This is a genomic window from Streptomyces coryli (assembly GCF_011044975.1).
Classification (GTDB): Bacteria; Actinomycetota; Actinomycetes; order Streptomycetales; family Streptomycetaceae; genus Streptomyces; species Streptomyces coryli.
The window spans coordinates 1-23,867 of record NZ_JAAKZV010000022.1 but is presented as its reverse complement, the minus strand read 5'-3'; the positions used below and the strand labels follow the sequence as shown (position 1 = coordinate 23,867).

General features: G+C 67.9%; 13 protein-coding genes. 3 read left to right on the top strand and 10 right to left on the bottom strand.

Translation table 11 applies throughout. The features are described 5' to 3' along the window. Positions 1–133 precede the first annotated feature (133 nt). From G5C51_RS08070 to G5C51_RS08060, 3 genes are read left to right on the top strand one after another with little or no spacing between them, the layout of a single operon-like run. Positions 134–643: a hypothetical protein gene (locus G5C51_RS08070; RefSeq protein WP_338118056.1), complete on the top strand. Its 510-nt coding sequence runs from the start codon at positions 134–136 to the stop codon at positions 641–643. After that, the gene (locus tag G5C51_RS08065) at positions 640–2,046 is read left to right on the top strand and encodes a KGGVGR-motif variant AAA ATPase (RefSeq protein WP_165234041.1); all 1,407 of its coding nucleotides are present in this window, start codon (positions 640–642) and stop codon (positions 2,044–2,046) included. Before G5C51_RS08070 ends, G5C51_RS08065 begins: the two co-directional genes overlap by 4 nt. Beyond that, entirely contained in the window at positions 2,043–3,497 is a 1,455-nt protein-coding gene (locus G5C51_RS08060) for a hypothetical protein (RefSeq protein ID WP_165234038.1), read from the top strand. The genes G5C51_RS08065 and G5C51_RS08060 overlap by 4 nt, the downstream gene beginning before the upstream one ends. Before the next feature lie 46 nt (positions 3,498–3,543). Here G5C51_RS08060 and pglW read toward each other — a convergent pair whose 3' ends face one another. The 10 genes from pglW to G5C51_RS08015 form a co-directional block, all read right to left on the bottom strand. After that, positions 3,544–7,953 carry a BREX system serine/threonine kinase PglW gene (gene pglW / locus G5C51_RS08055; protein WP_338118055.1) on the bottom strand — a complete coding sequence of 1,470 codons (4,410 nt, stop codon included), beginning with the start codon at positions 7,951–7,953 and terminating at the stop codon, positions 3,544–3,546. Between the two features lie 472 nt (positions 7,954–8,425). Further along, a complete protein-coding gene (locus G5C51_RS42485; RefSeq protein WP_206313584.1) occupies positions 8,426–8,812 on the bottom strand; it encodes a hypothetical protein in 387 nt (128 codons plus the stop codon). 96 nt (positions 8,813–8,908) lie between these two features. Further along, positions 8,909–10,795, bottom strand: a complete 1,887-nt coding sequence (locus tag G5C51_RS08045; RefSeq protein ID WP_338118054.1) for a recombinase family protein — start codon at positions 10,793–10,795, stop codon at positions 8,909–8,911. An 873-nt stretch (positions 10,796–11,668) separates the two neighbouring features. Then, entirely contained in the window at positions 11,669–12,049 is a 381-nt protein-coding gene (locus tag G5C51_RS08040) for a hypothetical protein (protein WP_165234032.1), read from the bottom strand. Next, positions 12,024–12,473, bottom strand: coding sequence for a hypothetical protein (locus G5C51_RS08035; protein WP_165234030.1), 450 nt, complete (start codon positions 12,471–12,473; stop codon positions 12,024–12,026). Before G5C51_RS08035 ends, G5C51_RS08040 begins: the two co-directional genes overlap by 26 nt. A gap of 403 nt (positions 12,474–12,876) precedes the next feature. Next, on the bottom strand, positions 12,877–13,794 hold the full coding sequence (locus tag G5C51_RS08030) for a Dyp-type peroxidase (protein ID WP_338118053.1): 918 nt from the start codon (positions 13,792–13,794) through the stop codon (positions 12,877–12,879). A gap of 223 nt (positions 13,795–14,017) precedes the next feature. Then, positions 14,018–14,488: an immunity protein Imm33 domain-containing protein gene (locus G5C51_RS44250; RefSeq protein ID WP_420824788.1), complete on the bottom strand. Its 471-nt coding sequence runs from the start codon at positions 14,486–14,488 to the stop codon at positions 14,018–14,020. Next, positions 14,430–14,879 carry an Imm26 family immunity protein gene (locus tag G5C51_RS08025; protein ID WP_165234027.1) on the bottom strand — a complete coding sequence of 150 codons (450 nt, stop codon included), beginning with the start codon at positions 14,877–14,879 and terminating at the stop codon, positions 14,430–14,432. The genes G5C51_RS44250 and G5C51_RS08025 overlap by 59 nt, the downstream gene beginning before the upstream one ends. Before the next feature lie 2 nt (positions 14,880–14,881). Continuing rightward, complete coding sequence (locus G5C51_RS08020; protein ID WP_165234024.1) at positions 14,882–22,780, bottom strand: RHS repeat-associated core domain-containing protein; 7,899 nt, start codon at positions 22,778–22,780, stop codon at positions 14,882–14,884. Positions 22,781–23,289: 509 nt separating this feature from the next. Beyond that, positions 23,290–23,514, bottom strand: a complete 225-nt coding sequence (locus G5C51_RS08015) for a hypothetical protein (protein ID WP_165234015.1) — start codon at positions 23,512–23,514, stop codon at positions 23,290–23,292. Between the last annotated feature and the right edge of the window lie 353 nt (positions 23,515–23,867).

Sequence of the window (23,867 nt, the reverse complement as noted above, 5' to 3'; positions counted from 1 at the left end):
CAGCGCCCCACCGCGTCAGCCGCGGACCGGACTCCCATCCTGCCGCACCCGCGCCCCCGTCCTACGGCGCAGGGTCGTCGCGATCCGGGAAATCCACCGCAGCCGCCTTGACCACGTCGTTAAAGTGATCGCCGTGACGGCCTCGACACCCTCCGCGACACAGCCACCCGCGTTCGCAGTGGCCAGCAGGAACCACTATCACGCGGCCAGGCTTGCCGCTGAGGAGGACCTGCGGATATCCGCTGATCATCTCGCCGGCCTGGCGGCGGAGTGCGCTGTGAAGGCAATTCTCATCGACTTCCTGGGGTCCCGACTCAACGTGCGGAACATGCCGGAGAACCCGGAAGTAGAGGCTCTGTACCGTCTTGGCAACACGATGAAGTGGAAGAAGCAGCACGGTCACCTCCCCGAGCTGTGGGAACACCTCACCGCCGTCGCCCACCGCCGCCGGGGAGGCGGGTCGGGAGCGCTTTTCACGCAACTCATCTGGGAGAACCCGTTCGCCGGCTGGGACGTCGCGGACCGCTACTGCGACGGCACCGCCATCACCGAGGCGGGTGTCGACCGGCACCTGAAGGCCGCGTACGCCCTCATCGCCGCCCATGAACAGGCTGGCATCCTGGGAACGAGGACCCGCGCATGAGCCGTTCTTGCACACGGTTCGACACCGCCTGGCAGGCCGCCCTCGACCATGCCCGGCAGGCCGCCGCACAGTTCGGCATGGACGTCGTCGTCACCCGGGATGTGCTCGGCAGGGCCTGCCTGCTCATCGACGACCGAGGACGCTCCCTCGCGCACGACGACGCAAACGTCGTGGCCCTCCGTGACTCGTTCAAGGCCGCCACCCGCCCCTTCACCGGGCTCGAACCCCTCCTCTTCGGCGACAAGCTCTTCGCGCCCGCGCTGTACTTCAACGCCGACGACCGCGTGGAGGTCAGCCCCCGGCCGGCCACCAGCACCGGGGCTGGCAGTGTCCACGCCCTGGAGCGCACCGTCATCGGCACCGACTGGGCCCGGAGCACCCCCGCGCCCTCCCCCGGAGCCTCCCGCCGCCGCGACCGGCGGGTGGCGCTGTACGGCTTCAAGGGCGGGGTGGGGCGCACCACCGCCACCGCCGTCCTCGCCCGGTACCTGGCCGGAACGGGCCGCTGCGTACTCGTGGTAGACCTCGACCTGGAATCCCCGGGCGTCTCCAACCTCCTGGAGGACCCCGCCGGTATCCCCCGCCACGGCATCGTCGACCACCTGATCGAAGGCGGTGTCGGCAACACCGACGGTCTGGAGCTGGTGGCGCGCAGCTCCGCGCTGCCGTTCAAGGGCAACGGGGAGGTGTGGCTGGCGCCGGCGGGCGGCTCGCCGCTGGAGGGGGAGCCGTACGACTACCTCGCCAAGCTGAACCGCATCTACAGCGACCTCGCCGGGCTCAACCCCGGGGATGGCGAGCGACCGTTCGCCGCGCGGCTGGAGGAGGCGATCGCCGCCTGCGAGGACCAGGTCGCCGAGCTATCCCGGCCACCGGACGTCGTCCTGCTGGACAGCAGGGCCGGGATGCACGACATCGCTGCGGTCACGCTGACCCATCTCAGCGGGCTCGCGCTGCTGTTCGCGGTGGACAATCCCTCCACGTGGGAGGGCTACAAGATGCTGTTCGAGCAGTGGCAGCAGCGCCCGGCCCTGGCCCGGGAGCTGAGGGAGCGGCTGCGGATCGTGGCGGCCATGTTCCACTCCGCCGGGGACGCGAAGCGGCTGCCCGCCCTGCGGGACCGCGCGCAGGAGTTGTTCGCTGACACACTCTACGACCAGCTCGACACGGACGAGGACGGCGCGGACGACGAGGGAGAGGAGCTGTACCACCCTCCCCTGGAAGACGACGAAGCGCCGCACGCCCCCATCCCCATCCTCTTCGGCAACGACCTGGTGGGCCTTGACCCCCTGCGCAGCCGGGACTGGCCCGAGCTGCCGTTTGTCGAGGCCGCGTACCGGACCTTCACGACTACGGTGGAGCGTCTTCTGCCGAAACCGCATCCCGCCCCGGAGTCCTCATGACCGCCGCACCGACCACCGACGAGTACCGCACCCTGATCACCAGGGCCCTCGGTGTCGCGCTCGACGCGGACACGGACGGCCCCGACCTGCGGCGGCTGTTCACGCCGTCCAGCCACCGTCTCGCGCTCGACCCGGACGTGACCGTGGTCAGGGGAGCCCGAGGCACCGGCAAGACCTACTGGGCCAAGGCACTGATCGACCCCGAGCTGCGGGCGGTGGCCGAGAGGTCGTACATGATGCCGCGGCTGCGGCGGGTCAGGGTGACCACCGGGTTCACCACAGGGGGTGGCAGCGACACTCCGTATCCGAGCAAACGCAAGATCGCCAGGCTGCTGCGCGAAGTGTCCGGCCCCGAGGTCTTCGAGTTCTTCTGGTACTCGGTCGTGATGATGGCGCTCGGCGTGCCGGAGATCGCGAGCATCCCCGACTGGGCCGATCGCATCCGGTGGGCCGAGGAGCACGAGGACGCCTACGAGGACGCACTGCGCAAGGCCGACCGAGAGGCCCGGGACAGCGGGGAGACGCGCGTGCTGCTCTTCGACGCCCTGGACCATCTCCACGCGGACCGGGCGACGGCCGACCGGCTGGTGTCGGCGCTCTTCCAGGTGGCTCTGGAGCTGCGGCTGACCACAGGGGCGCTGCGCGCCAAGATCTTCGTACGCCCGGACATGTACGACAGCGCGCCCAAGAGGTTCCCGGACGCCTCCAAGCTCGGGGCGAACGCGGCCGACCTGGAATGGAGCCGGGAGAACCTCTACGGGCTTCTCTTCCACCGGCTGGGGAACGATCCGAGCATCGAGGCGAAGAAGTTCCGGGCCCAGTACGGCGAGTGGCGGGTGGAGGGCGAGGGGCGGTTCATTGCGCCGGTCGACGTGATCGCCGACGAGACGTGCCAGGAGAAGGTCTTCGTCTCGCTGGCCGGGCCGTACATGGGCACTGACCGGCGCAAGGGCCACACCTTCACCTGGGTCCCGAACCACCTCCAGGACGGCAAAGGACGGGTGAGCCCGAGGACCTGGCTGCTCGCCCTGCGCTCGGCCGCGGCCCTGACGACGGAGCGGTACGCCACGCAGCCGTATCCGCTGCACTACGAGGCACTCCGGGAAAGTCTGCACGAGGCGTCGCGGGTGCGAGTGGAGGAGCTGAAGGAGGACATCGGCTGGGCTGCCGCCGCCATAGAGCAGTTGGACGGCGGGCAGGTGCCCATGGAGCCGTCCCACGTCCGTCAGTACTGGGTGCATGGTGGACTGACGGAGATCCTGCGCCGCATGCGGGAGGACGATGACGAGAACAGCGGCCCCCGTGACGCCGACGATCTCTTCGCGCTCATAGAGGAACTGGTGGAACTCGGCGTCCTGACCAAACGCACCAGTGGCGCACTCGACCTCCCCGACGTGTACCGGCTGGCGTTCAACATCGGCCGCAAGGGCGGAGTGCCCCGCAAGTCCTGACCTGCCGACTTTGACAGACACATCGACCGGAGCCCTCCGCTGACACTCAGCCCGTCCCGGCCGGAACCCGCAGCGAGTCCAGGAACTCCGCGTCCAGGTGCGCCCGTTCGCCGTCGCCGCCGATCACCTCCACCGTCCGGCCATCCAGCTTCGGCTCCTGCGCGCGTGTCTCGACCGCGCACAGCAGCCACAGGCCGTGCGGCGTGTCGGCAGGGCGGCGGGCTGCGTTCTGGAGCCGGACCAGGAAGGCGTGGCCGCCCTCCTCCCAGTAGCGGGCGACCAGGCCGACGTCGTGGAGGAACAGCACGATACGCGGCGCGTCGGCGCGGGCGAGGACCGCCTCCTCCACGCGTTGCCAGACCACCCGGACGAAGGACGCCAGCCCTGGCTTGATGCTGCCGGGCGTGGAGAGGCTGTCGGCGCGCAGGACCTTCCGCCAGTCCTGGCCCTTCTCCTCGGCCAAGGCGCGGAAGGCTGTGAGGAACACGTCCGACAGATCGACCGCCTCGACCGGGAAGGCGGCTGCCACGGTCTCCGCCGCTCCCGCGAACGCGTTCGGCTTCACCGTGAGGGCGAGGAAGCCGCCCCGGTCCGCCACGGTGGTGAGCCGTTCCCGCAGCGGGCCGTGCGGGTCCTCCCGGTCGGCCCGGGTGACCGGGGTGGGCGGCTGGTAGCTAGTGAAGGCGCCGTTGGAACTCCAGGTGCCCGTCGACTCCGGTGCCCGGGGGAAGAACTTCTCGGCCTCGTCGTCGTACACGAGGTCGAAGCGCGCCCCTTCGAGAGCGTCCAGGAGTTCCACATGAGTGGGTTCCCGGGAGCCCGACACCAGATCCAGTCCCGGGAACCGGGCGCGCAGCCGCGCCACCAGCTCGGCGACCGTGACACCCCTGTCCCGGCGCACGCCGGCACCCGCCTGGGAGATGCGCAGCGCCCGTCCCAGGCTCAGGTCGCGCGGGTACAGCTCCAGCCGGGGCGTGGCCGCGACGCCGGGAGCCGCCGCGGCGGCCAGGGACACCAGGCGGGTGTCGGCGAGCGGGGCGAGCCCGTCAGGGGCGGGCACGGCTCGCAGAACGCGCAGGACCTCGCCGTGGCCCGGCAGCGGGTCCTGTCGTGCCAGCCGTTCGGCGGCCTGGGCGAGGAGCGCCGCGTAGTCCGCCAGCTCCCGCGGGCTGGGGTCGTCCGTGCCCGGCAGGGACTCGGCGGCGAGCAGGACCGTCTCGCCGCGCCGGTGCACGGCGAAGCGAGGCTCGTGCTGCCCGGCGGGGCCCTCGTCGGGGCGTTCCGTGGTTTCCGCGTCGGCGGCGGCGCGGACCACGGCGAGAGACCTGGCCAGCGTTCGCTCGGGTGTGTCCGAGCCGGCACCGTGGCGAGCCCGGAGTTCAGCCGCGGCCTCGTCGTCGGTCATCACCCGGCCGACGGACTGGAGGATCTCGGCCAGCTCGGTGCGGACCGGGTCCAGCCAGTCGGCCTCCGCCCACCTGCGGATCTCGCCCCGGTGATGCCGGGAGACGGAGGTCTGCTTGATGCCCAGGTGGTCGGCGATCCGGGCCTGCACGGGCCAGGCGCCGAGCGGGGAGAGCCCGCCGGTGTCCGGCGGCAGCCCCAGAGTGAGGCGTACGACGTCGGCACGGTGGGAACCTCTGCGGCCCGTCTCGGGGGCGAGGAGCGCTGCCATGTCGTCTATCGACAGGATGCTGGGCTCGCCGACGCCGACGCCGGGGGTGGGCTGCGGGGCAGCGCCGTCGGTGCCGTCCTGCGTCGGGCGGCGGGGTGCGTACGGCGCCGCCGGGCGCAGCGCCGACCACTGTTTGCGGCGCCGGTTGAGTTCCTTACGGACGAGGGCGCCCGCGCCGCGTGCCTTGGAGATGGCGTACGGCTGGATGTCCAGCAGCTCCCCGACCGTCGTCGCCCCCAGTTGGCCGGCCACCGACACGGCACGCGGGGACAGGCCGGCGGCGTCCAGCGGCGTCTTCACGTCGGCCGCCGCGGCGGCCCAGTCGCGGGCCTTCTCCGGGTCGTCGGACGAGGTGCCCACAGTGGAGGGGGTCGTGGCCGGCGCGGTCGCGTCGGCCACGCGGAACACCGCCCGCCAGGCGTCCCACATCTGCCGCAGCGTGTCGAAGCGCTGCTCGGTGTCGCGGTGCAGCGCGCAGTGGAAGAAGGCGGTGAGCCCCTCACGCAGCGCGGGCTCGAACAGCTCGGTGGCGACGTGGAGTTCGGCCGAATCGTTGGTCAGCGGGTCGAGCTGCCCCTCACCCCACAGCGGGCGCTCGCCGCTCGCCATCTCGTGGAGGGTGACGGCGGCTGCGTATCGCTCCGCGTGGTCGTCGTAATGGGCGCGACGCATCGAGCCGAGGAACGGGTCGAGGTAGCCGCGCGTTCCCGCCTTCACGTCCCGGTCGGAGGCGTCCGTCAGGGAGAAGTCGAACAGCTTGAGCTGCCAGGTACGGTCTTTGCGGCGCTGGATGCCGAAGTTGTCCGGTTTGATGTCGCGGTGGCGCACGCCTTGCCCGGCGAGCTGGTCCAAGGCGTGGAACAGGTCGTCCGCGAAACGCTCCAACTCGTGATAAGTGAGCCGCCCCTTGCCGCGCAGTCGCTCGCCGAGCGACTGCGCACCGGAGTACTCCAGCTCCAGCACGGTCCGCCCGCCGAGCTCCCGCAGCCCGTCTCCGCGCAGCCGGACGACGGAACCGCCGCCGATCTTGCGCAGTGCCCGTTCCTCGGCGCGCAGCCGCCCCGCCTTCTCCTCGTCGAGGGCGACCTTGAAGACGTGCTCATCGATCTGGGTGCGGCCGTCCTCGTCCTCGGTGGCCCGCTCCACGAGCAGAGCGCGCGCCGTGGCACCGGTACCGAGGACACGGCGTACCGTCCACTCGGCGTCGAGCGACTGGCCGGGTGCCGCTTCGAGCGGGTCGACGCAGGCCGCCGCCGGTGAATCCGGGAGGATGCTGGCGCGTTCCGCCTCGTCCAGCAGGTCCAAGAACGCCTCGGCCGAGCCGAGCCGCTCGTTGACGTCGGCGCGGGTCGCCCGGAAGACCAGGTCGTCGAGTGTGTCGGGCAGGCCGTCGGTCACCGCGAAAAGGCGCAGGCCGCCGTCACTGCGGAGCCGTTCGGCCAGGTCGCTGCGCTGAGTGGCCGGTGGGCGGCCGGTGAGGATCAGGTAGGCGACCGCGCCGAGGCCGAAGATGTCCAGGTCGGCGGGGTCGGCGTACGGCTGCTCCGACTCGGGGGCGAGGTAGACGCGGGCCGCGTCCTCGATCAGGGCGGCGTCGAGGGCGGAGCCGCCGATGGAGCGGAAGAAGGTGGCATTGCTGTCGAAGTCCCGTGCCGCGGTCTGCCAGTCGGTGATCCGCAGCTCGGGAGCCGCCCCTTCGGCCCGGAACGACACGTAGACGGACCGGGCAGCGAGCGCCCGGTGGTAAAGGGAGCGGTTGTGCGCATAGCGGGCCGCCTCGGCGAGCTGCCGGACCAGGTCCATGCGGACCTCGGGCGTGAGCCTGCCGCCGTAGGTGTCCAGGTACTGGTCGAGGCGGAGATCGCCGTGCCGGTGGCGGAAGAGGATCGCCGGCCCGCCCTGGTGCTCGCGGAAATCGAGCGCGTCGACGATGCCGCGGTGGGTGATGCCCTGCAACACCTGGTACTCGCGGCGCGCGGCGCGATCGGTGGCTCGGCGGGCCGCCTCCGTCGCCTTCTGGCTCACCAGGTAGATACGGACCCGGCCTTCCTCCTGGACAAGGCCGTCGTCCCGGACGGCCAAGCGGTCCTCCCAGGAGGGTCCGGCGTCAAGCGGATGCGGCTCCATCTTCCAGGCGTCGCCGAAGCGGAGGTGGGCCGTGGACTGGCGGATCCCGATCGTCCTGAGCAGCTCCGGCAGGGTGTGCCGCGAGAACTCCGGCGTGATACGCCGGTCGGGACGGTCGGGAGGCAGCCCGAGGAAGTCCTGCCAGATCCGCTTCAGGCCGCTGCCGCCGTCGTCCCGGCCGTAGACCTTGATCTGCTGGACCTCGTCCAGACGGCTTTCCAGGTCGGGCGATGACAGGAACACGGCGGGCTCGACGCGCGGAACCATCCGCTCGGACAGGCCCAGCTTGCGAGCCGCCCACAGGAGCTGGCTCTTCAGCTCCTTCGACTTCAGGTCGGTCAGGTGCAGCGGGTTGTTGATCGTCCGCATGCGGTCGGGCCCCTGGAAGTTCCAGGTCGACCCGGTGTTACGGAGCTGCCCTGGATGACCCTTGAGCTCGATGAGGAAGAGGCCGGCGGGAACGGCGACCAGCAGATCGCACTCGTTGACGCGACCGGACATCGCGGTGAAGGAGAACGTGGCCCAGGCACGGAACGGCTCGGCCTGCGGCATGAGCTCCCGCACATGGTCCAGCGCGTCCTGCTCCCATGGGTACGGCGAGGGACGCTCCTGGAACCACTGCCGGGCCGGGCGGGGCGGGCCCGGCTTGGGCACACCCGGCCTCGGTGCCGACGACCCTGACTGAGCTGTCACCGTCCGGCCTCCCCAGGCTCTCATCACGGACCACGATGCAAAAGTGCCTGGTCGAGCCTATCGCGACAGGGAGCGGCCGGAACCGGTTTGTGGACGGGAGCAGAGCCCGGCCGAGCAGGGGCCCGGGGGCATTTTCAGTCACCCACCGGTGGCGGGCGAACGCGCCACGTAATCTCGCATGCGTGGAGGCACCCGCACCCTGCGCAGCGCAAGACGCCGCAACGCAGGGCGCCGACGACGACGGGCTGGACGCGTACCCCTACCTCAGCACCGGCGAGCGGCTAGAGCGCCTCGCGATCATGTGGATCTTCTGCGGGACCCTGCTGGCGGACCAGCAGGCCGTACCGGACGTCCTGCCGAAGCTGCGCCGGGCCGCGGGCCCTGCCGCCGGAGCGAGTTCGAATCCCGTTGGGGATCCGAACCAGTGCTGCAGTCAGGTCGGTGGTCGCCCCTTGCCGTTCCAATGATCGTTGTCATGAGCTCGCACCCGGGCCACGAGGTGCCTGGACCTGGCCGCACCAATGCGCAAATCCTTGCGCAGTCGTTCCGCCGAGATCGGACGGTCGTGGGCCTCACGGTGCCGCGCATCCTCCCGCACCGCACGTTCCAGCAACGGATCATCCGCAAATTCCCCGCCGGCGGACTCAGCCTGCAAGAGGCCCCGCGCCCCACGCCGGTGGAGCAGCAACTCGACAGACAGAAGGAGTGCCACCGGCGGCCACTCCGCCACCAGCACAGGGCGCCAGGCCAGCACGGGAGCAGCCGCAATATTCGCGGCCAAAGACACCACAATGCCCAGCAGAAACGCCACCCAGACCACGCACCGCTCCCGCCGCCCGGCAGCACCATCCAGCCGGAGCAGCCCGACGGTCGGCCAGGACGAGCAGGCCGTCAACGGACGAGGCACCCGGAGACATCACCCCCATCGCCCAGCCCTCATCGGTTCGAAAGCCCCGCTGATCACCAGCCGGCCAAAGCCCTGCCCCTGCTCAACCCCGGCATCCTTCTGCGAAGCGCCCTGCCGTGGGCGCTCTCCCAAGGGCTGGTCAGCGGCTTGATCGCTGCCAGCCGTCTCGGCGGCTCGGCGGGCGATGGCCGCCAGATCGTCCAGCACCGCGGCGCGGATGGTGGCCTGGATCTCTACGCCGCGGTTGCGGCAGTCGTAGCGGACGCGGAGCTGGAAGGCGTCGTAGATCTGGCGCTGGATCGAGGTCGGCAGGTCTCGATAGCGGAGCGACAGCTGCGGGAGCGCATCGAGCAGGGCGGCATCGCCGGCGGCCCCCTGGCCTCCACCAGGCGCCGGCTGCAGCTCGTCCAGGCGGGCAAGAGCGTCGCGGCGCTGGGTTTCCAGCGCGTCGTACCGGCGGCGGATGCCACGGCGGAATTCGGCGGCGGTGGCGGGGTCGCCATCTGCGTCGTCCTCGGTGACGAGCTGGTCGAGCAGGCGTTCCTTGGCGCAGGTCAGTCTCTCGGCCTCGGCGCGCAGGGCCTCGGCTTCTCGGTGCGGGACGGCAGTGGGCTGCCGGTCGGCCTGGAGCTCCTGTTGGAGAGCAGCATGACGGTCGGGGCCGAAGATTCGCTGGACGAAGAAGGCGTGCACCGCTTCCACCACCACGCGCTCGCCGATCCACACGTCTTTGGGGTGGGCGGCGTACCAGTCGGCACTCTCGTGGTGATCCCGCTTGGGTTGGCAGGCGTAGTACGCCCGGCCCTTGCTCTGCTTGCCGTACATCCGGTGACCGCACAGGGCGCAGACGAGATAGCTCCGCAGCAGATAGGAGCGGTCAGCGGAGCGGCCTTCGCGGCCCACCTGGGCGGGACGGGCAGGACGAGCGCCGGGATGGGTGGCCCGGCCGCCCCATGCGGCGTCGAACATCCCCTTGGTGATCAGCGGCTCGTGGGTGGGACGAGTGGACCACACCCACTCGCTGATCGGATTGGCCTTGTTGCCCTTGGTCTTGCGTGCTTTGCGATTCCAGACCTGATAGCCGGTGTACTTAGGGTTCTCCAGGATCGAGCGCACCCCGGCAGCCGTCCATCGCCCGGAGGCGGTGTCCCGCCGGTTCGGGAGCGGCGGCGGGAACGACTGCGGGTCGGTGTTGAGTCGATCGGCGATGCGCCGGTAGGACAGCTGCTCCACTACCCGCAGCCGGAAGATCTCGGCGACCACCGGGCCGCGTGCGGGGTCCGGTTTCAGACGGTGTTTGCTGGCGCCCTGCTCCCGCTTCGCCGGCACGGGGTGCGGAACTCGGTCAGCGAGGTAACCGTACGGCGGCTTCCCGATGTTCCAGCCCTGCTCGGTGTGCTCGACCCAGCCGTCCCAGGCCAGCTCCAGCATCTGCGTCACGTACCACTCGGAGACCGCCTGCTTCACCCGACGGGTGAGGATCGGCGTGGCCCGCTTCGCACGCTTCTCGGTCAGGATCGGCTCGTCCGCAGCGCACAGCCGCACGCCATGCCGCTCAAGGTCGTACTCGACCTTCGTTCCGAAATAGGTACGGCGCGCAACCCGCTCGATCGACTCACAGATCACCGCATCAAACCGGCGCTCCGACTGCTTGGCCTCCGCCAGCAGGTCCGCGATGCCGCCGTCGCGCGGGATGGGGATATTGAACTGCTCGTGGGCCGTACCGTGCCCCCGGGCCTCCAGGTCCTTTCGGCCGGACTCGACATCGTAAAAGTGCGCGACGATCGTCCAGTTCGCTGGCAATGCGGCCCGCGAGTTGCGCAGCTGCCGCGGCAGCGACAACGTCGGATCCTGCGCGTCCTCGGTCGAGGTCCTACCGAGCCAGGCCACGGTCACCGGGGGCGGAGCCGAAGCCGTATCCTCCGCCGGCCGGCCCCATGGCATCCCTGCCGAGGCATCGCTCCAAGTCTCCCGCTGTGTCATCGCCCGCCTTCCTCCCGCACGCCCGCTCTTCGGGCGCGATCAGTTACTGACCGTCGCCCTGGACCGGGTGCGCCCGCAGCCAAGCCAACGCACCCAGCATGGCGGCGTGATCATCTGTCACCTATGCGTGCAGCAGACCCTGCTGTGCACAGCGCATGCAGAAGTCTGCGCGCACGGTTGCCGCACGCCGAACACACCCGTAAAGGCGCGCTGCGAGCCGCGGGGTGAAGGTCCGAGAGTGAAACAGTCTCGGGGACGGCAACAGGGTCAGTCGGTGGTCTGTGGTGTGTCGCGGGTGGTCCGGTCAGCAGCCGTATCACGACGTCTCCGCGATCGCGCCCGGTGTACTGCAGACGGTGTCCTTCCGGCACCGCGTGGCAGGCCTTCACCGCATGAATGGTTCGTCGCAGGCGAGCCCGTTCGGCAGGGCTCGGATCTGTGATCCTCAACGCTCCCCCCGCATTCTGCACGTCAGCAATCAGCCGGCGAGCTTGCTCATGCGCTGCGGGCCGGGCCGCTGCAGCGCTGGGTGGCTCCTCCTGGGCCAGGTACTGCATGCCGGCCGCGGTTGCGCTAGCGGTCCACATCCCGTTGGCCCGGGTGGTGGCGACCAGCCCACGGTTGCGGAGGGCGTAAACGGTGGTGGCGAGCGACGAGTCTTTCGATGTGACGGGAGCCGAACCGTCGCAGATCCGGCGAAGCACGGTCCGTTGGTGGTCGTTCAAGCGGATCGGACGTGGCATGAGGTTGTCCCACCCCATTCGACAAGCGGTGGCATGCGGCTTCTTATGCTCCGGTGTCGTCGGTGGACGCGTGCTGCAGCAGCTCCATCGGCACGCCGAGCCGACGCTCGAACCCTTCGGCGATCCGGTCATGCCCAGCCGTCCGCAGGGCCTGGATCGCTTCCTCCATGAGCTTTCCGATACGGACCACTTCCGTGCGTAATTCCTTGAGCTCCTCGAACGCCTCCACGGCTTCCGTCCCGCACCACTTTCGCACCAGATCGCGTCCCGGCTTGAACTCCTTGTCCACCTCAGCGCAAATCTCGGGCTCGATGTGGTGCCCCGGAGATCTACCGCGGCCGCGGTAATACTCGCCGTACACCGCCCGGTGTCGCGCCTTCTCCTCCTCCTTGGCCAGTTCAGCGACGAACGCGTCGGCGTGCACTCGCGCAAGCAGCCGCGCAACTTCCAGGCACGTCGGCCACGGTGCCGTCATTGCCGCGAAAGGCGCGCGGATCTCTTGCAAAGAACTCGTCGGAGACATCGATCATTGCGGCCAGGGCGGGGAGATCGGCGACGTAGAGGACACCCCGCTCCCGGTAGTTCCAGCCCATCGACGCCACCCCCTCCAGGGAGGTGCACTGGTCGAAGACCCACGACGCCGCTTCGAACTCCGCGTCCCCGTGGACCGGCCCGTCACTGGTGAGCTCGTCCCACCTGCGCTGGCCTGCCAGCCACGCATCGTGCTGCCCCCACGGCACGCGGAGCGAGGCCGGCGGCACCCAGGCTTCCTCCCCTTCGGCCTCCTCCGCTGCGAAACGCACCTTGATGCGACGTGGCCGCTGCGTGCCGATCTTGAGGATCTCCACCTCACTGACCGGGCCGCTGTAGGGAGACTTCCGGTGTGCCCATCTCTCCCCGGGCTCCATAACGAATCACCCCCTCGACGACCCCAACCCCACAGCCATGCTGCCCAAAGCGGACCACTGGGCGCCACTACTTCTGAGGGACGGGAGTATCGCACCGTCGTTTCGCGCCCAGGTCGCACTCGAAGCCGAGATCACTGGCCGGATGCACGCGTCTTCGGTAGATGCCCGCACATCTTCACGACCAACACATCACCCCTGGTCACCGCCCCACCACCACGACCAGCCCTCCCCCAGCGACTCCCGCTGAAGGCAGACCCTGGACATCGCAATCGAGGTCACACCACCCCGCGCCCCTTCCACGCACTGAGTAGGCGGCCGACCCGCCTCCACCGCGTCGCCGCACTCACTTCGAGGCGATCTTCTCCAGCCAGTCGGGACTCGTAGGTGGCACAAAAAAGTAGCCGCCGCCGGTGGTCAGCAGGTATTTGGCCATGGCCTCATGCTCCAAGCGCTTTTGCACAGCCTCGAATCCTGTACGCAGGTCCCGCTGGAAGCAGGAAAAGATCAGTCCGGTGTCACCGTTGCCGCGGTCGTAGCTGTAACTGCGGCGCACGATCGGCGGTGGCCTGCGTCGGTTGGGAGCGGCCAGGCGGACATGACTGTCCAGTGGCGTCATGCGACCCTTGGGGTCAGTGGCGAAGTCCGGCCGCTCGTCGGCCGGAGTTCCGTCCAGCCACCGCCCGTCCCGCCGCCTTCCAATGAGTTGTTCCTGTTCCTTCACGGAATCCGCGTCCCACAACTCGGTGGCCAACTGGACGATGCGTACGACCTGGAAGCTCCCGCCGACCGACCACTCGGGTAGCCCTTGATCAGCACGTATAAGCACGCGCTGTCGTGTCTCACGTTCGGAGTCGGGGTTACCGAAGCCCTCGCTGAAGTGAAACGGGTTACGTGCCAACCCGCGGCCACCCTCCGCGCGGTTGTCAGGCCGGAAGCCGTCAAGCTGCCACCGCACCCGCCATCCGCTGCCCATGGCACCTCGCAGCGATTCTGCCGCCTCGGCAATAGGGGACTGTCGTGAACTTGCAAACTGCACCAGCACATCCCCATGCGTGTGCCGCGGATCCGGCACGTCCCCGGCGAATCCAGGCATAGCTGCCAGTTTCAGGGAACGGGCGCGCCCTTCGGTAAACCAGGAGGCGCCAATACCGACGCCAACGGCCACAGAAGTCGGCAGGCGCTCAATGCTGCGCAGCAGGTGCCGGAGCGCAGCAACCGGCTCCGGCTCACGACGAGTGCTGTCCAGGACCAGGATGCGCACCTGGGCGGGTGGCACTGGGTCTCGCAACTGTCCAGGCATCGCCGTGTCCCGTTCCGACGTGCTACGAGCGATCGTGGAGCAGCTAGCCACAACCACTCCACTACCCATCAACGCAGCGGCCGTGGACTTCAGCGCCACACGTCGCCTCATCCAGATCCATCCTTATACGGCAGAGCCGAGAATAAATGACACGAAGGATATACACATGCACCGAATCATGCCCTTACCCCGGCGAATCGAGGGCTTCCCGGTCGAACCAAATGTCCTCATAGCCCGGCGCGATCAAGAAGCGCCACCCCGGCGGCAAACCGAGATAGGGCACCACGACCAAACGCGCCTCAAAGATGTGTTTCGCATGTATTGGTGCGAAGAAATCTGGATCGTTCGGATCATGATCGCCGGTCCAGAGGTACCATCCGGATGTCCCGCCCTCAGGCATCAGACGGAGCCCGTGGAGTGGCCATTGCCTCCCCTCCGAGACACCGCTCGAAGCCCCCAGCAGATCAGATCCGCCAACTGCGTGCACCGCTGCACCTACACGAACACAAAGGGAACGTTGTTGAGCTGCGAACCTTCGCTCAGGTTCCCCAGGGAATCGTCTCACCAGCGACCAGGAGAATCCAATATTGACTATCTCACGTTCCGAAGAGACGCGTGAGCTTAATCTCCACAAAACCCGCCCCTTCGAGCCCATCCTGCGGAAGGGCCTGACAGTCGTTCGAATCAATCGACTCTTCCCGGCAGATCACAAGAGATTCGTCGTCGTAAGTTACGCGAACACTCCCATCCCTACAGAATTCAGGAACTCCCCACTGGGTGGGCTCCCACGGCTCTACCCGCCCCACGATCTCCCATTTCCCCCGAATCAGCCCAAGATCGCCAAACCTTGCAATCTTAACCGCTGCGCTCGGCTCAAATTTGCGTGCCGCCAGCGATTCTTCGAGTGCCTCCATGGGCGGACCGAAGAAATAACCCAACACGATACCCTTGCCGTTTGCCCTGGCTACCACACCAAGGACATATCCATGATCGCGAAGGGGAACGACAAATATATCCCCTGGGCTGTACGGCAACTTTCGAGCCATTTCTAACCACCTTGCCCTGGATACCACTTGGCGAAGAACTGTCCAGCAGCATCCATATACCTGTTGTAGTTCGGATTCCGAACATTAACGCCGGCTGTTCTTCTCACGCCGGGCAGCGTTGGGCGACCGCCAAGTATCCAGACTATTTGCTCCAACCCACGCTGCTCCCTGTATACATCCGTGCGGTATTCGACCTGGAATCTATAGTCAGCGGTGCTGTCCCCGCGGGCGTGTTCACCTTCTCTTCGTTGCAGGTCATTAGTCCGCCCGGTCCTAACAACATTGTCGTCCACATCCCGGAGGGTGTAGATCCCGCCTCGGGCATTCGGGTCGCCTCCACAGTTGTGCACCAGGACCGGCGCAGTCCCAGCCAGCACATAGTACGTGTGGAGGTCGTTGACGGTGAGGTTGTGGACTGTCGCTTGCCGCGTGCGGGCTTGTACGGCGGTGATCTGAACCCAGGTGCCAGCGCTGGCCTGGAGCCATTGACCAGCTTTGAGTTCGTCGGCGGTCAGCCAGCGCTGAAGGCTGGGAACCCAGAAGGGGTGGCCATCGGTTGCGGTAATCGTGGCAGTCTTGTCACCACGGCTCCCATCGATGTCGATAGTGACGTCGACCAGGTGTTTCTCGCCCTTGCCAGCAATGTGGGCAGTCACAGTGCGGGTGCCGGTCTCCCCGGTTTCCGGATCTGTGGCTTTGACCTTGTCGCCGGGCTGGACGTCCTTGATGGGTTTGCGCGTGCCGTCGGCCATCAGGACCGGGGTGTCGGCCGTGAAGCTGTTGCGCACCGGGCAGGTGGAGAAACTGCTGACGCGCTTGCCCTTGGCGATGGTGCCGAGGCCGGGGCCGAGCATGCCGGTCAGGCAGCCGAGGGCGGCGGCGGTGCCGACTTGGCCCCAGTTGACCTTGCGGCCGGACAGGCGCTGGGTGAGCCAGTCCGCTCCGCCGTCAATCAATCCGCCTGCGACGCAGCCGGCGAGCATCGGACTGTTGCCGGTGGGGTCGGTGTAGGTGGTGGGGGACGATAGGGCGTACTGGTAAAGGTTAGTTCCGCCGGCGTGGCCGATGGGGTCTTGGGAGATGAAGCGGCCGGTTTGAGGATCGTAGTAGCGGTTGCGGTAGTACAGCAGACCCGTGCCGTCATCCTCACGGCCAGTAAAGGTGTACGGGTTCGATGTCGCCGAACCGGAGGCGGTCGCTGCGCCGTTGGGGTCGTAGGTGTAGGTGGTAGAGACCTCGCCATCAGCGTTGGCCAGACCGATGACACTACCGAGGGCGTCGGTGAGATAGGTCTGGGTGGCACCGTTTTCGGTGCGAGTGAGGAACTGATCCAGGCCGGAGGTGGTGACCGTTGCCTTCGTCTCACCGTCCCCGTTGAGCTCTGCCACTGGGTTGGTGGCATCGGTCAAGTACTTCGTTTTCGCCCCGCCCGCCGTCTTGCCGATCCGCCCACCGGTGGCCCCGTAGGTGAACGAGTTGTTCTGTCCGGACTTAGTCAGTGCGGCGAGTTGGCCGCGGGCGTTGTAGGTGTAGTCGCGGATGCCATCGCCCTTGAGCCGGCCGTCCTTGTCGTAGGTGAAGGTGCGCCCGGCGTAGCTGGAGATCCGGTTGTCCTTGCCGAACGTGGTGCCGGACTCGACGGGGGGTAGGGCGACTTTAGCCAGGGTTCCGGTCAGGCGGGTCTGCTGGCCGCGGGCATCGCGGGTGTAGGCGAGTTCGCCGACCTTGGTGTTGTCCGTGCCGTGGGTGTAGGCCAGGGAAATGATGGTGCCGGTCTTGTCGTAACCGGTGGTGCGGGTGATGCCGCCGGGCATCGATGCGGTCTTCTCCCGGCCAACCTCATCAAGGCCGAAGCTCACTTCCTGGCTGCCGGAGGTAACCGACTTGAGGATGCTGGACTTGTCGTAGCCGTAGGTGGTCGTCTCCCCGGCCGCGCTCATCTCCTTGCGGCGGTCGGCGTCGTCGTAGCCGTAGGCGACGGTGCCCGTCGGTCCGGTAACCGACTTCGTGCGATCGAGCTTGTCGTAGGTGAGGCTTTGGGTGCCCGCCTCCGTGTCGGTGAGCTGCTCGAGCAGGTCGACGGCGTTGTAAGTGTGGGTGACTTCGGATTCGGCTGTGCCAGCTGCGGTCACGCCGTAGCGGGTCTTCTTTGTTCGGCCGAGCAGGTCGTACTCGGCGGTGGCGATCTGCCCACCCCGGCTGGTGACCGTCTCCAGACGGCCCGCGGTGTCGTAGCCGAAGGTGGCCTGGGCACCGAGCGGGTCGGTGGCCGACTTCGGGCGGTCGGCCTGGTCGTAGTCCCAGGTGGTGGTGTTGTTGCGGGCGTCGGTCAGGCCGGTGAGGTTGCCGTTGTCGTCGTAGCCGAAGTCTGTGGTGTGTCCCAGCGGGTCGGTGAGCTTCTTTGGCTGGTTCAGCCTGTCGTAGGTGATGGTGGTGGTTGCGCCGACCTCGTCAGCCAGCTGCGTCGGGCGGCCGGCCGCGTCGGTGAAGCGCGAGCTCACACCGCCATCGGCGTCCTTGACGGTCACCAGGTCGCCGTTGCGGTAGCCGTACTCGGTCACCGCGCCCGCGTTGTCCGTGACGGTTTTGACCTGCCCGTCGGTGGTGTAGGTGAGGTCGGTCTTCCGGCCTTCGGGATCGGTGACCTTGTTCAGGTTGCCGTCGGCGTCGTAACCGAACAGGGTGGCGTTGCCCAGCGCGTCGGTGGACTTTGTCGGCTGGTCGTACGGGCCGTCGAAGACGGTGGTGCCGCTCGAGCGGGCGTCCGCCGTGCCGGCCAGTTCGGTCGCCGACGTGACGTGGCCGTTGGCGTCGTAGGACAGCTCGGTGCGCCGACCGTACGGATCGATCACCGCGTCGATGCGGTGGTTCGTGCCGCGCTGGTAGGTGGTCTTGCGCTCGAGGGAGGAGCCGTAGGCGGCGGTGTCGGACGTGCCGTAGCCACCGGTGTCGAACTCCACCTTGCGGACCGCGCCGCCGGGCTGGGTGACCTCCGTCGCGGTGATCTTGCCGTCGCCGGTGGTGGTGTAGGCGAAGCTGTACTTCGCGCCCTCGGTCAGCGTCTGTTCCTTGACCCGCCCGTTCGTATCGAACGTGTTGGTCATGTAGGTGATGCCGCGGGCATCCTTGGCGGTGGCGATGCGATTGGAGTCGCCGTCGTAGGTGTAGGAGCTGACCTTCCCGGCCGGGTCAGTGACCGTCTCCAGCCGGCCCTTGGCGTCGTAGCCGTACGAGACGGTGCGGCCAGTGTTGTCCTTCGCCGCCGTGACGCGCTTGCTGGTGTCGTAGGTGAGGGAGATCCAGCGGCCACCCGGCGAGCTGATCCGGGTGATCTCGCCCTTGGCGCTGCCCGCCCGGGTCAGCTTGATCGCGTTGCCGTGCCGGTCGCGGATCTCCTTGAGCGGCGCGTACTGCGGGAACACCCACACGGTGCCGTCGCGGAACTTCAGGTCCCAGCCAGAGCGGCCGTTCCAGACAAGCTTGGTGCCTTTGAACTCGGATGGAGTGCCCGCGGGTTCGAAGACGGCGTCGCTGTAGCCCGTGCCCGGTGAGGTGCGAACGTAATGCACCGACTGCCCACCGGGCAGGTACAGGTCGACCTCTTTGTACTGCTCCTTGGAGTGGAGAAAGACGTTGTAGGACAGGTCTCGGCCGATGCCGAAGGCGCGTGGGCGGGTGTCGCCCTGCCAGTAGGTGCGGGTGACCTCGGCCGCACCTAGCGGGTCGTCCACGCCCAGGTCGGTGCGGGCGTCGGTGAGCTGTCCGGTCTGCAGGTCGACCGGGTCGCCGGAGAGCCAGTCCAGGACGTCGTCGAGGATGGACAGGTCCCAGGGCAGCCATTCGTCGACGTTGAACATCGCCCCGTTAAAGGCCCACACCCGGGTCTTCTTGTCGGGGATGACCTGGCGGCCGTCCTTGCTGACCTTGCCGTGGCCGTAGACGTGCCAGCCCTTCTTCTTCGGGTCGTAGTCCAGGAACTCCACCCGCGTGCCGGGAGCTTCGCGGGTGTAGTTGGGGTAGATGATCTGGGCGCCCTTGGGGAAGACGGTGGTGCCGCCGGGCTGCACGGTGAAGTAGACGGGCACGACGCTGTTCTTCGGCAGCGGGAACGGCGGCCGGTCGATGGGGATCGCGGTGATGCCCAGCTCGCGGATCGGCTTGCCGTGCTCGTCGCGGACCACCGAGCCCTTGGGGATGCGCACCTCGAGCCCGGGGATCTTCGGGGTCTTCAGGACGACTTCCTTCTTCGCCGGGGCGGAGAAGCGCACGGTGTGCTTGGTGTCCAGCGGTGTCATCCACACCGGGAAACCGAGGTCGACGGCCTGGCCCTGTTTGGGGTGGATGCGGATGTCGTAACGGCCGTACTGGCGCTTGCCGATGTTTGCGCTGGAGCCGTCCACGACCAGCGTGGTCGCGTCCGCGCTGATGCCGGCGAGTAGGAAGCGGCCCTTGGCGTCCGTCTTGGCGGTCTTCTTACCGACCCGGACGGTCGCCTTCGCCAGCGGCTTGCTGTTCAGCTTCAGTAGATGGCCGGTCAGGGCGGTCTTGCCGGGCGGTGCGCGCAGACGGGCCGGGCCCTTCGGGGCGTCGCCGCGGCGCGTCACCCAGTCGTGGCCGGACAGGTTCGCTTTGCCGGGCTGCCAGGCGTCGGCGCCGGTCGGGACTACGCCGGCCGGCTTGGCATCCTGGTCCTTTGCTTCAGGGGCGGCGGAAGGATCACTTGTGTCCGCACGTGGCGTCGGGCCGCGCTCGTTGCCCGTTGCTCTGGCTGCGGTGGTGGTCAGGCCGACCGTGTATGTGCCGGTCCGCAGGGCGGTGGGATCGATCGTCAGGGTATAGGTGCCGTCCGCAGGCAGCGCGGGCAGCGCTTTGGTGAGGTCACTGGCGCTGAGGCTTATCTCGTCCATCAACCAGGTGCCGCTGGGATTACGCACCGACAGATAGGAGGCACCCGGCGGCGCATCCTGGTTGAGGGTGAGCTTTTGTCCCTTGACTCCGGTGAACGTGTATTGGGCGTTTTGGCCCTTGGCGGTCAGAGCGGCGGCGCGCTTTGCACCACCCACCGTCAAGGCCCCGCCATCGATATCGGGGGTGAGCGTGGCCTTCGTCTTACCGCTCGTGGGCTCGCTGGGCCGAACCAGCAGGCGATGAGCGCCGGCCTTCAGCGGCGCCCGCAGATCCGCCTCCGAGGCCGAGCTCGAGAGCGAGCCCACCCGCTCCGTCTCGGTGGCGCCCGGAGCCAGGTGGTTCAGCGAGGAAGAAACCGTCAGCGTTGTTTCCTCGAAGGTGACCGCAGTACCGTCGCCGTCCTTGGCGTCGAACGTGTACTCCAGCTGCTGCCCGGGACGCGTGATTTCCGCCGTCTTGGTGGGCTCGCCCGCCGACAGGGAGATCGGCCCCACCGGCTTGGACAACCACAGCTTCATTGAGCCGGTGGCCGCCTCCTCGGGGGTGATCAGCACCGTGTACCTTGCGCCCGCGGTCAGGCCACTCAGGTAGAACGCATCGGCGGACTGCGCGGAGAGGCTTCCCAGCGATGTGCCGGTCCCGCCGTCGGGGCCGATCAACCGTACGCCAGCGGCCTCAGTCACCGTGTTGTCGGTCGCCCCGAGGCCGAGCGTTCCGCCTTCGGTCGCGGTGAACTCGGCCCTGATGCGCTGTCCGGGCCGGCCGGCGGTCGCTGTCTTCGCCTCCTGGTCGGCCGTCAAGTCCGCTCTGTCATCGGCCGACAGGGTCAGCTGCACGCCGCCGGTGGCCCCCTCGTACGGGTCCAGCACCACCCGGTATTCGCCAGTCTCCGTCAGCGTCGGCAGCGCCAGGACGTCGGAGTAGCCCGCCGATACCGACAGCGCTTTGACCTTGGCGCCGGACGGCGCGTAGACGGTGGCGTCGAAGAATTGGGCCATGGTGTTGGCTGTGAACCCGAGCGATAGCTGGTCGCCGGCAGAGGCTTTGAACGTTGACTCGGCGTTCTGGCCAGTTCGCGTGATGTCTGCCTTGACCCCCGCGCCGGTGGTCGTCAGCTCAGCTGTGGCCGCCGGCCGCGACAGCGTCACGGTGAGTTTTCCGGTGCCGTTGTCACTGGGGTTCATCCAGACCGTGTACGTGCCGGTAGCGGGCAGGGCCGGGCTGTCCCACTGGTCGATGGAGTCTCTGGAGACGATGAAGTCGCCGACCTGCTTGCCATCCGGCCCGCGCACGGTGATGTTGGTGTACGAATCGAAGGTGGAGGAAGCCTTCACCCCCAGCGACAGGCGCTTGCCCGCCTCACCGGACAACGTCGCGACGGCGTTCTGGCCCGGCCGGGAGATGTCTATCTCCGTCGGTGCAGCTGTCGGGTCCAACTGACCGGCATCCTTGGCATGCGAAGCAGTCAGCTTCGCCGTCCCGGTGCCGCCGTCGGAGGGATCAAGCCGCAGCGTGTAGCGGCCCGCCTGCGGCAGCGAGTCGACCTCCAGCTCACCGTTGGACTGCCCGGAGACGTAGACCTCCTCCACCTCGCGTGCGTCCGGGCCGTAGAGATACAGCGTGGAGGCACTCTTCAGCCCCGCCGTGTCGATGGCTGCACTCAGCGACTCTCCCTTGTCAGCCTCGAAGGTCCACAGTCCCTCCTGGCCCGGGCGGGTCAGCGCCACATCGGCAGTCGGCGCGGTGAAGTCCAGCGTGCCCCCGACCGGCGACGAGACGGTCACCGTGACCGAGCCGGTATTGCTCGTGCCAGGGTCGAGGACCAGAGAGTAGGTTCCCGACAGGGGCAGATCACGAGCGTCCCAGTCGCCACCGCCCGAACCCACATATCCGTCGTCGGCAACCACCCGGCCCTGCGGATCAATTAGCTCCACGGACACGCCACTGGTGAAGGAAAATGCTGTAAAGCCGAAATTGACGTCGTCACCGCGCTCGGCGTCGAAGAGCACTCGAGCCCGCTTACCTGACTGAGTCACCGGCACCGACGGCGGATTGGCGTCCGACACCGACGTGCGCACCGTCGTCTCGAAGTCTGCCTCGTCCTGCCCCGGTGGAACGGTGAAGTCCGCGCCCGTCGTTGCCCTGCCATCCGACGTCTCGACGGAGATTCGGCCCGTCGTGGCACCCACCGGCACCCGCACCGTCAACGACGACCCGGTGACGCTCACCGACTCGGCCAGCACGCCGCCGTTGAACCGCACCACGTTGTCGGCCTCGGCGGCAGCGAAGTGCGCACCGGTCAGCGTCACCTGGGTGCCGGGCCCACCCGAAGCAGGTTCGATCTTGGACAGCGTCGGACCCGCCGCGAGTGTGAACTCCTCGGCCGACTCGGCGGTTGAAAGACCTGCAGCCACCGAAATCTTGCCGGTCCCGGCCCCGGCCGGGACCTCGACCACCAGCTTCGTCGCCGACGCTGACGTCACCGTGGCGGTCTTGCCGCCGCCGAAGGAGACGGTGTTGTCGCCCGCCGCGGCGGCGAAGCCGCTGCCCGACAGCGTCACCTTCGACCCGGCCGCAGCCCGCGTCGGCACCATGGACAGTACCGAAAGCTTCGACGAGGCGAACCGGTCCACCCCCAGCCGATTGCCGGCCTCGTCATACCGGTAGCGGGCCGTCTCCCCCTGCAGGTCCGTCACCCCGACCAGCCGCCCCGCCGCGTCGTAGGCGTAGACGGCGTCATCGGTGACGGGCTCCGCCGCCGCGGCCTTCTTCGCCGCCCGCTTCGACTGCTCCGGCTCCGGCTCTGCCTGCGGCACGGCCGCAGACTGCGGCGCCGACGACTTCGACGACCCGGCGGAGGGCGCTTTAGAAGGCAGATCGCCGGCCTGCGCCTGCCCGGGCAGGATCCCGACCAGCAAGCCGACCACCAAGAGCCCCACCAGCGGCACCCATCGGCGATCCATCCGCAAAACGGCAGCACTCATCCCGCGCATACGCACGTGCCCTCCCCAGAGCAACACACAGGCCACACAAGCCTGTAAACCCCCACGCTCCCCACGCGGAGGCGTCACAACATACACACACTCAGTCACATGTGTGAAGCATCAGAAGAAGCAATCTCAAAATTCAGACAGCCGTGACAGAAATCCAGAAATCTCCGCTCCACGACACACGGCATCACACCCGGAGCCACCTCAGCGCCTGCAAGGCACGCACGCGAACAAGCACTGCGCCGACCACCGCACGCTCAGATGGGCCCACCACTTCAGCCAGCCCACGCCATCGACAGAGAGCAAGCATGCGTGGCCTCCGGTGCACCAGGGCAACGAACCATGACATTGGGAATCAGCCACAGGGAGGCGGATTCAGCAGCACATGCGCCTTCTGCGCTTCTTCAGCCACGGAAACGGCGCACGGTCGTCGATCAACCGCGCTGCCGGTGACCTGAGCTGGTCACGATCGTCGTTGTGCAATGTGGCGGCCAACCGCAGGGAGCGTAGCGTCACTTCCAGGAGGAGTTGAGGCCCACCTCTGACATTCCGTCGACCTTGGGATTGACCACGATGGAGCCGCCCTCGTCCTCAGGATAATGCGCCTCCACACCTCCGGTGGTGATCAAGTTACCGTCGTGATCACGTGACTCTCCGTGTGTCCGGAGCCAGTCTTGGAGATTCAGTGGACTGTCCGACTGGTCGGCCCACCAGATCTCGACCTCGTCGGTAGGCATCCAAAAACGCCATTGCACGGACCACCTGCCGCTGCGGCACTCTACGTCCCTGGCGCTGTCTGGCAGCGCGACGACGAACTTCGAGGCACATTCGGGAGCGCGGTCAAGTTGGGCTACAGACCACCAGGTCACCAGCCCAAATAATGCTAGGAGCAGGACCACAATCCCTTTTCGGGAGTGTATGCCTGGGCGGGGTGTGTCCTCCGTCGCCAGGTTCACCTCGCGATCGTAGCGGCTGGACGTCACCTTGGCAGGGGGCGGAGCCCGCTTACGGGTTCATGCCCGTTCCCAATCGGCTCATGGTCCAACGCCGCGTCCACTTGGCTGGCGCGATTTCCGGTTGCGCGGCCCGC

Coding starts and splice junctions, on each gene's coding strand:
- G5C51_RS08065 (WP_165234041.1), top strand. CDS start 640: ATGAGCCGTTCTTGCACACGGTTCGACACCGCCTGGCAGGCCGCCCTC.
- G5C51_RS08060 (WP_165234038.1), top strand. CDS start 2,043: ATGACCGCCGCACCGACCACCGACGAGTACCGCACCCTGATCACCAGG.
- G5C51_RS44250 (WP_420824788.1), bottom strand. CDS start 14,488: ATGGGCTCGAAGGGGCGGGTTTTGTGGAGATTAAGCTCACGCGTCTCT.
- G5C51_RS08025 (WP_165234027.1), bottom strand. CDS start 14,879: ATGGCTCGAAAGTTGCCGTACAGCCCAGGGGATATATTTGTCGTTCCC.
- G5C51_RS08020 (WP_165234024.1), bottom strand. CDS start 22,780: ATGCGCGGGATGAGTGCTGCCGTTTTGCGGATGGATCGCCGATGGGTG.
- G5C51_RS08015 (WP_165234015.1), bottom strand. CDS start 23,514: ATGCCTACCGACGAGGTCGAGATCTGGTGGGCCGACCAGTCGGACAGT.